The sequence below is a fragment of the Cupriavidus sp. 01T418 genome (genome assembly GCF_056398885.1).
In genome coordinates, this window is sequence record NZ_JBFTQG010000048.1 from 44,040 (window position 1) to 53,085 (window position 9,046).

Here is a 9,046-nt window from a genome sequence, read left to right on the forward strand (position 1 = left end):
GCATGGCGGGGCTACCCCGCCATGCCCCTCACGCCGCCGCTTGCGATGGGCCGGCGATGTGCCCGGCAAGATGTGCCCGTTCGCCTACACTGGAAGTGGCGCCGCGATTGCACTCCTCGCGCCGGCGTCACTGCCATGAAGCATGCCCCGATGCACATTCGATGGCTTGTCGCCGGCCTCCTGCTACTGCTGTTAGCCGTGGCGGCGTCGGTAGCCACACCCGTCACTGCAGCCAACGCGCAGTCCACCGCGCCATCCGCCGCCAGCCCTGCCAACACCAGGGCGCCGGTGGTCGTGATTCCGCTCAAGGGCGCGGTGAGCCCTGCCAGCGCCAACTTCATCCTGCGCGGGATGACGCACGCGCGCGAGGCCGGCGCGCAATTGATCGTGCTGGAAATGGACACGCCGGGCGGGCTGGACCTGTCCATGCGCGAGATCATCCAGGCCATCCTGGCCTCCCCGGTGCCGGTGGCCAGCTATGTCTATCCGGGCGGCTCGCGCGCGGCCAGTGCCGGCACCTACATCCTCTATGCCAGCCATATCGCGGCAATGGCGCCGGGAACCAACCTGGGCGCCGCCAGCCCGGTACAGATCGGCATCGGCGGGCCGCAAAAGCCGGAAGCTGCCCCGGCCTCGGCACCCGCCAGCGCCCCGCCGCAGGACACCATGGAGCGCAAGCAGATGCAGGACGCCTCGGCCTATATCCGCGGCCTGGCGCAATTGCGCGGACGCAATGCCGAGTGGGGCGAGCGCGCGGTGCGCGAGGCGGTCAGCCTGTCGGCGGATGAAGCCGTGGCGCAGCATGTGGCCGACCTGGTGGCGCTTGACCTGCCCGCCCTGCTGCGCGCCGTGGACGGTCGCCGCATCCAGGCAGCGGGCGCGGAGCGGGTGCTGCACACCGCGCAGGCGCCGGTGCAGGTGCTGGAGCCGGACTGGCGCGACAGCTTCCTCGCCGTGATCACGGAACCGAGCGTGGCGCTGATCCTGATGATGGCTGGCATCTATGGCCTGATCTTCGAATTCTCCACGCCGGGCATGGTGGTGCCCGGCATAGGCGGGGCGATCTGCCTGCTGCTGGCGCTGTTCGCGCTGCATATGCTGCCGGTCAACTACGCGGGACTGGGGCTGATCGCGCTGGGCATCGGTTGCATGGTGGCCGAGTTGTACCTGCCGACCTTTGGCGCGCTGGGCGTCGGCGGCATCATTGCCTTTATCTTCGGGGCGGTGATGCTGATCGACACCAATGTGCCCGGCTTTGGCATCCCGCTGTGGCTGATCGGCAGCCTCGCCCTGGCCAGCGCGGTGTTCCTGTTCGCGGTCTGGACGCTGCTCTGGCGCGCGCGCCGCATGCCGGCGATCAACGGCGGCGACGCCATGATCGGCACGCCCGGCGTGATGCTGGAAGAACTCCGGGACGACGGCTGGGCCGAAATCCGCGGCGAACGCTGGCAGGTGCACAGCGCCACGCCGCTGGCGCGGGGGCAGCGCGTGCTGGTCATCGGGCGCCACGGGCTGCTGCTCGAGGTACGCGCCACAGGTGCCGAAGGCGCGGCCCCGATTCAATCATCCACCCAAGGAGCATGATCATGGCATTCGGATTCAGCGCAGGCGGTCTGGTCTTCCTGATAGCCCTGCTGATCGTTTCGTCCATCCGCGTGCTGCGCGAATATGAGCGCGGCGTCGTGTTCATGCTGGGGCGCTTCTGGAAGGTCAAGGGGCCGGGGCTGGTGATCCTGATCCCGGCGGTGCAGCAGATGGTGCGCGTGGACTTGCGCACGGTGGTGCTGGATGTGCCGCCGCAGGACGTGATCTCGCGCGACAACGTGTCGGTCAAGGTGAGTGCGGTGGTGTACTTCCGCGTGATCGACCCGGAGCGCGCCATCATCCAGGTGGCGAACTTTCTCGAAGCCACCAGCCAGCTGTCGCAGACCACGCTGCGTTCCGTGCTGGGCAAGCACGAGCTCGACGAGATGCTGGCCGAACGCGAGCAGCTCAATATCGACATCCAGAAAGCGCTGGACGCCCAGACCGATAGCTGGGGCATCAAGGTGTCCAATGTGGAGATCAAGCACGTCGACCTCAACGAATCCATGATCCGCGCCATCGCACGCCAGGCCGAGGCCGAACGCGAGCGGCGCGCCAAGGTGATTCATGCCGAAGGGGAACTGCAGGCTTCGGTGAAACTGCTGGAGGCGGCGCAGATGCTGGCCAGGGAGCCGCAGGCGATGCAGTTGCGTTATCTGCAGACGCTGACGCAGATTGCCGGGGACAAAAGTTCGACGATCGTGTTTCCGTTGCCGATCGACATCCTGACGCTGGTGGGGAAACTGAGTCGCGAAGCCACGTGAAAAAAGGCGCCGGGGCGCCTTTTCGAGGTTGCGGGGAAACTTGAATTCCCGCGGTTTGATCCCCTCTCCCGCCTGCGGGAAAGGGGGCGGGGGAAAGGGCTTCGTGCTACGCCATGGCGTTGCGTCAGACCTTGCCCGCCACCCACTCGCCCACGCCAGCCAGCGCCTTCGGCAGATTCGCCGGTTCGGTGCCGCCAGCCTGCGCCATGTCCGGACGGCCGCCGCCCTTGCCGCCGACCTGCTGGGCGACAAAGTTGACCAGCTCGCCAGCCTTGACCCTGGCGGTAGCATCGGCGGTAACGCCGGCGATCAGGCTGACCTTGCCGTCGGCCACGGCGCCCAGCACGATGGCCGCGGTGCCCAGCTTGTCCTTGAGCTTGTCCATGGTCTCGCGCAGCGTCTTGACGTCGGCGCCGTCGAGCTGGGCGGCCAGCACCTTGATGCCCTTGACGTCGATGGCCTGCGACGCCAGTTCGTCACCCTGCGAAGCGGCCAGCTTGCTCTTGAGGCGCTCCAGTTCCTTCTCCAGCGCGCGCACCTGTTCCTGCACCTGGCCGATACGCGGCACCAGTTCGGACGGCTGCGCCTTGAGCGCGGCGGCGGCTTCGTTCAGCTTGGCGTCCAGCGCCTGCAGGTAGTGCAGCGCGTTGTCGCCGGTGATGGCTTCGACGCGACGGATGCCCGCTGCCACGCCGCCTTCCATCACGATCTTGAACACGCCGATATCGCCGGTGCGGGTCACGTGGGTGCCGCCGCACAGTTCCTTGGAGCTGCCGATCGACAGCACGCGCACGTCGTCGGCGTACTTCTCGCCGAACAGCGCCATGGCACCGCTCTTGACGGCGTCATCGAACGGCATGACCTCGGCGCCGGTGGCCGCGTTCTGCAGGATCTCGGCGTTGACGATCTGCTCGACGCGGCGGATCTGCTCGTCGGTCATCGCGGCGTTGTGCGAGAAGTCGAAGCGGGTCTTGTCGGCATCGACCAGCGAGCCCTTCTGCTGCACGTGGCTGCCCAGCACTTCACGCAAGGCCTTGTGCATCAGGTGGGTGGCCGAGTGGTTGCGCACGGTGCGCGCGCGGCGCTGTGCATCCACCTGCGCGGTGACGCTGTCGCCCACCTTGAGCGCGCCGCCAGCCAGGGTGCCCTGGTGGCCGAACACGTCGGCCTGCACCTTGGTGGTGTCGGCCACGGTGAAGACGGCGCTGCCGCTCTTCAGTTCGCCCTGGTCGCCGGCCTGGCCGCCGGACTCGGCGTAGAACGGCGTGTTGTCGAGCACCACCACGCCGGTCTGGCCGGGCTGCATGGTGTCGACCGCGGCGCCGTCCACATACAGCGCGGTGATCCTGGCGCCGTCCACGCCCAGCTTCTCGTAGCCGTGGAAGGTGGTCTTGTCGCCCTTGTACTCCAGGCCGGCAGCCATCTTGAACTTGCCGGCGGCGCGGGCCTGCTCGCGCTGGCGGTTCATGGCCGCGTCGAAAGCGGCCTCGTCGACGCTGATTTCCTGCTCGCGGCACACGTCCTGCGTCAGGTCGAGCGGGAAGCCGAAGGTATCGTGCAGCTTGAAAGCGAGTTCGCCGTCGAGCACCTTGCCGCCCTTGAGCTTGAGGTCGGCCAGCGCGGCCTCGAGGATGGACATGCCGTTCTCGATGGTCTCGAAGAAGCGTTCCTCCTCGGCCTTGAGCACTTCCACCACGCGCGGCTCGGCCTCGGTCAGCTCCGGATAGGCTTCACCCATCTGCGCCACCAGGTCGGCCACCATCTTGTGGAAGAACGGCGTCTTCCGGCCCAGCTTGTAGCCGTGGCGGATGGCGCGGCGGATGATACGGCGCAGCACGTAGCCGCGGCCTTCATTGCCGGGGATCACGCCATCGACGATCAGGAAGGCGCAGGCGCGAATGTGGTCGGCGATGACCTTGAGCGAGTTCTGGTTGAGGTTATCGGTATGGGTCTCGCGCGCGGCAGCCTTGATCAGCGCCTGGAACAGGTCGATCTCGTAGTTGCTGTGCACGTGCTGCAGCACGGCGGCGATACGCTCCAGGCCCATGCCGGTGTCGACGCAGGGCTTGGGCAGGCGCGGCATATTGCCTTGCTCGTCCCGGTTGAACTGCATGAACACCAGGTTCCAGATTTCGATATAGCGGTCGCCGTCTTCCTCGGGAGACCCCGGGGGGCCACCCCACACTTCCGGGCCGTGGTCGTAGAAGATTTCCGAGCAGGGGCCGCAGGGGCCGGTGTCGGCCATCTGCCAGAAGTTGTCCGAGGCGTAGCGCGCGCCCTTGTTGTCGCCGATGCGCACGATGCGCTCGGGCGGCACGCCGACTTCCCTGGCCCAGATGTCGTAGGCCTCGTCGTCTTCCGCGTACACCGTGACCCACAGCTTCTCGGCCGGCAGCTGGTAGACCTTGGTCAGCAGTTCCCAGGCGTACTGGATGGCCTCGCGCTTGAAATAGTCGCCAAACGAGAAGTTGCCGAGCATTTCAAAGAAGGTGTGGTGGCGCGCGGTGTAACCCACGTTCTCCAGATCGTTGTGCTTGCCGCCGGCGCGCACCGAACGCTGCGACGAGGTCGCGCGGGTGTAGGGGCGCTTGTCGGTGCCCAGGAACACGTCCTTGAACTGCACCATGCCGGAATTGGTGAACAGCAACGTCGGATCGTTCCCCGGCACCAGGCTGGACGAGCGGACCACGGTATGGCCCTTCGATTCGAAGTACTGCAGGAACTTGCTGCGGATGTCGGAGACTTTCATGTTCTGGGCAGGGCGTCCCGCGGCGTGGCAGGTCGCTGTCGGTCAAGATGGAGGATTTGCAAACCGTTGATTATACGGGGAAGCCTGCCTGCGCGGCACGCCGCGGGGGATTCGGAACACCACGCGATCCGGGCAGCTGCCGATGTGCTTCCAGCGGCCCGCCAGTGGTAAAGTGCAGGCAGTCCCAGCCGGACGCCCCCGAGCCTGGCCGCGCGCCAGCGACCGATTGCCCGCAAGCCGCCGCCCGACCAGACGGCGGAGCCGCCCGGCCTTCCCTTGCCCACCCCTTGCCGGATCCGCACACATGGGAGCTTTAAGCCACCTCCGCGTCCTCGACCTGACCCGCGTTCTCGCCGGGCCCTGGTGCGCCCAGAACCTTGCCGACTTCGGTGCCGATGTGATCAAGATCGAGCGCCCCGGCGCCGGCGACGACACCCGCACCTGGGGCCCGCCCTGGCTGCAGGACGACCAGGGCCGTGACACCGCGGAAGCCGCCTACTACCTGGCCGCCAACCGCAACAAGCGCTCGGTCACCTGCGACATCAGCACGCCCGAAGGCCAGGAACTGGTGCGCGCGCTGGCAGCCCGCAGCGATGTGGTGCTGGAGAACTACAAGGTTGGCCAGCTGAGCAAGTACGGCCTGGACTACGACTCGCTCAAGGCAGTCAAGCCCGACCTGATCTATTGCTCGGTGACCGGTTTCGGCCAGACCGGCCCGTACGCGGCGCGCCCGGGCTACGATTTCATCATCCAGGGCATCGGCGGCTTCATGAGCCTGACCGGCGAGCGCGACGACCTGCCCGGCGGCGGCCCGCAGAAGGCCGGCGTGGCCATTTCCGACCTGATGACCGGCCAGTACGCCACCATCGCCGTGCTGGCCGCGCTGGCGCACCGCGAGCGCACCGGCGAGGGCCAGTACATCGACATGGCCCTGCTGGACGTGCAGGTGGCCATGCTGGCCAACATGAACAGCAACTACCTGGCCAGCGGCGTGGCGCCCAAACGCTGGGGCAACGCGCATCCCAATATCGTTCCCTACCAGACCTTCCAGGCTGCCGACGGCTGGATCATCGTGGCGGTGGGCAATGACGGCCAGTTCCGCAAGTTCGTCGGTGCCGGCGGGCTGCCCGAGCTGGCCGACGACCCACGCTTCGCCACCAATCCGCAGCGCGTGGCGCATCGCGACGTGCTGGTACCGATCATCGCCGAGATGGTCAAGCCGCGCACCCGCGCCCAGTGGATCCTCGACCTGGAAGCCGCCGGCGTGCCCTGCGGCCCGATCAACACGCTGGACGACGTCTTCGAGGATGCCCAGGTCAAGGCGCGCGGCCTGCGCGTAGACCTGCCGCACCCCAGCGCCGGCGAGGTCAAGCTGGTGGGCAGCCCGATCAAGATGAGCGCGACGCCGCCCGAAACCGTGCGCCACCCGCCGCTGCTGGGCGAGCACACGGAGGCGGTGCTTGGCGAGATGCTGGGCTACACGCCTGAGCAGATTGCCGCGCTGCGCGCCAAGGGCGTGCTGTAAGGCATTGTCCGCCTGTGCCGCCCAGCGCGGCGCAGGCCGGAAATTGCAGTCGCGGTGAACATAGCCGTAGCGCAACAAGCAAAGAAACTGACCCCGCGCGCGCCGCCGCAGGGGCATGTCCAACCACAAGAGGAGTTTGGATGCTGACCGACGCCCTGTTGGCCTTCCTGCACTTTGCCTTCATCTTCCTGCTGATCGCCCTGATGACCGCCGAGGTAGTCGTGCTGCGGCCCGGCATGACCCCGGCCACGCTCAAGCGGCTGTCGGTCTACGACCTGCTCTATTTCCTCTCGGCCATGGCGGTGCTGGCCACCGGGTTGTTGCGGCTGTACTACGGCGCCAAGGGCGCGCAGTTCTACCTGCACAACCCATGGTTCCACGCCAAGATCACCGTGTTCGTGGTGATCGCCCTGTGCTCGCTGCCGCCCACCTTCGCCATCCAGCGCTGGCGCCGTCAGGCGCGCAGCCTGCCGGACTTCGTGCCGATGCCCGCCGAACTGAAGTCCGCGCGGCGCTGGGTCATGATCGAGGCCCACCTGCTGATCCTGCTGCCGCTGTGCGCGGTGATGATGGCGCGGGGCATTGGCATGAAGTGAGCCCGTCGGCCGCCGGCTTGCAAACCGGATAAACAGTCAGTCGCCAGGCGCCCCCGCCCCGGCGCGCCCAGATTTCCAATCCCGACCTACGCACTCCCATGTTCAAGCAAAGACTCGCCGCGGCATTGTTCGCCGCAGCCATGCCCGTAGCTGGCATCCTTGGCGCATTCGGCGCGGCGCCGGCCGCCGCCGCGCCCGCGGCCGCCTACCCGACCAAGCCCATCAGGTTCGTGGTGCCCTACCCGGCCGGCGGCCCGCTCGACACCGTGGCTCGCGCCATCGGCGACAAGCTCAAGGACAGCCTGGGCCAGCCCGTCGTGGTGGAAAACCGCCCCGGCGCCGGCGGCAACATCGGCGCCGACTACGTGGCCAAGCAACCCGCCGACGGCTACACCATCGTGATGGGCGCGGTGGCGACCCACGCCATCAACCCGAGCCTGTTCACCAGGATGCCGTACGACGCGGTGAAGGACTTCAGCCCGATCACGCTGGTGGCCGACGTGCCCAACGTGCTGGTCATGCATCCGGGCAAGGCCGCCGAGTTGCACATCACCAACCTGCGCGAGCTGGTCGAATACGCGCGCAAGCACCCGGGCCAACTCGACTATGCCTCGGGCGGCAACGGCAGCGCCGGCCATTTGTCGGGCGAGTTGTTCAAGAGCCTGGCCAAGGTCAGCATGGTCCACATTCCCTTTAACGGCGCCTCGCCCGCGCAGTTGTCGGTGCTGTCCGGCCAGACCGACATGATCTTCGACAACCTCGCCTCGGCCTCGGCCAATATCAGGGCCGGCAAGCTCAAGGCATTCGCCGTCACCACCGCCATGCGCGCCGCCGCCTTCCCCGAGCTGCCGACCATTGCGGAAGCCGGCAAGGGGCTGGGCCTGGAAGGCTTCGATATTTCCACGTGGTTTGGCGTGTTCGCGCCGGCCAACACGCCCAAGGAGATTGTCGATCGCCTCAACCATGAGATCGTGGCCATCCTCAAGACCGACGACATGAAGGCCAGGCTGGCCCGTATCGGCGCCCAGCCGGCACCGACCACGCCGGAGCAGTTCGGGGCCCTGGTGCAGCGCGAGTTGAAGAAGTACGCACAGATCGTCAAGGTGTCTGGCGCCAAAGTGGATTGATCCGCCGTTCAGTCAGACTTGCTCATTCCTGCTCAAACAGGAACAATGCTGACTTCCTGCTTCGTCGAGGCTGGTTTCGTCCCGGTGTTGCCACCAGGACCAGAGCCTTCCTCTCCACAGGCTGACACCGTGGAACTCACGGCGTAACTTCTCAAGTTGATCGCCGCATTCACGTCGCGGTCATGCGGGGTGCCGCAGGCCGGGCAAGTCCACGCCCGGACCGAAAGCGGTAGCGCATCCATCTTGTGTCCACAGCACGAGCACGTCTTGCTGCTGGCAAACCAACGGTCCGCCACCACCACCACCACCACCACGCCCCCGCGCATCGCCGCCTTGTACTCCATCTGCCGGCGGAACTCGAAGAAGCCCATGTCGGCCACCGAGCGTGCCAGATGCCGGTTCTTCGTCATCCCGCGCACATTCAGGTCTTCGATGCCGATGGTATGGAACCGGCGTGCCAGGTCGCTGGTGAGCTTGTGCAAGGCATCGGACCGAATGCAGGAGATCCGGGCATGCAGCCGGGCGAGCCTGGCTTTGGCCTTCTTGCGGTTGGCCGAGCCCTTGTGCTTTCTGCTCAGGCTGCGCGATAGGTGCCTGAGGCGGACCAGCAGCGCTTTGTGAGGCTTCGGGCCGGGTATCGGAGGTTCTCCCGTCGAGAGCGTTGCCAAGGCCGAGACACCCAGATCCACACCGACCGCGCC

7 protein-coding genes are annotated in these 9,046 nt (G+C 66.9%); 5 read left to right on the forward strand and 2 right to left on the reverse strand.

Annotation, left to right across the window (positions count from 1 at the left end; genetic code table 11):
* Nucleotides 1-135 precede the first annotated feature (135 nt).
* Nucleotides 136-1,584 (forward strand): NfeD family protein, encoded by a 1,449-nt coding sequence (locus tag AC1DQ3_RS30380; protein WP_477123825.1) that lies wholly within the window; start codon nucleotides 136-138, stop codon nucleotides 1,582-1,584.
* A gap of 2 nt (nucleotides 1,585-1,586) precedes the next feature.
* A complete protein-coding gene (locus AC1DQ3_RS30385) occupies nucleotides 1,587-2,348 on the forward strand; it encodes a slipin family protein (protein ID WP_477123826.1) in 762 nt (253 codons plus the stop codon).
* Nucleotides 2,349-2,472: 124 nt separating this feature from the next.
* Here AC1DQ3_RS30385 and alaS read toward each other — a convergent pair whose 3' ends face one another.
* Nucleotides 2,473-5,097, reverse strand: coding sequence for an alanine--tRNA ligase (alaS, locus tag AC1DQ3_RS30390; protein WP_477123827.1), 2,625 nt, complete (start codon nucleotides 5,095-5,097; stop codon nucleotides 2,473-2,475).
* 304 nt (nucleotides 5,098-5,401) lie between these two features.
* Between alaS and AC1DQ3_RS30395 the strand changes: the two genes are divergently transcribed.
* The 3 genes from AC1DQ3_RS30395 (at nucleotide 5,402) to AC1DQ3_RS30405 (ending at nucleotide 8,345) form a co-directional block, all read left to right on the forward strand.
* Nucleotides 5,402-6,622, forward strand: coding sequence for a CaiB/BaiF CoA transferase family protein (locus AC1DQ3_RS30395; protein WP_477123828.1), 1,221 nt, complete (start codon nucleotides 5,402-5,404; stop codon nucleotides 6,620-6,622).
* Between the two features lie 140 nt (nucleotides 6,623-6,762).
* Entirely contained in the window at nucleotides 6,763-7,218 is a 456-nt protein-coding gene (locus AC1DQ3_RS30400) for a DUF2214 family protein (protein ID WP_477123829.1), read from the forward strand.
* A gap of 98 nt (nucleotides 7,219-7,316) precedes the next feature.
* Nucleotides 7,317-8,345, forward strand: a complete 1,029-nt coding sequence (locus AC1DQ3_RS30405) for a tripartite tricarboxylate transporter substrate binding protein (RefSeq protein ID WP_477123830.1) — start codon at nucleotides 7,317-7,319, stop codon at nucleotides 8,343-8,345.
* Nucleotides 8,346-8,377: 32 nt separating this feature from the next.
* Here AC1DQ3_RS30405 and AC1DQ3_RS30410 read toward each other — a convergent pair.
* The coding region (locus AC1DQ3_RS30410; protein ID WP_477123831.1) for an RNA-guided endonuclease InsQ/TnpB family protein at nucleotides 8,378-9,046 on the reverse strand (669 nt) is incomplete at its 5' end.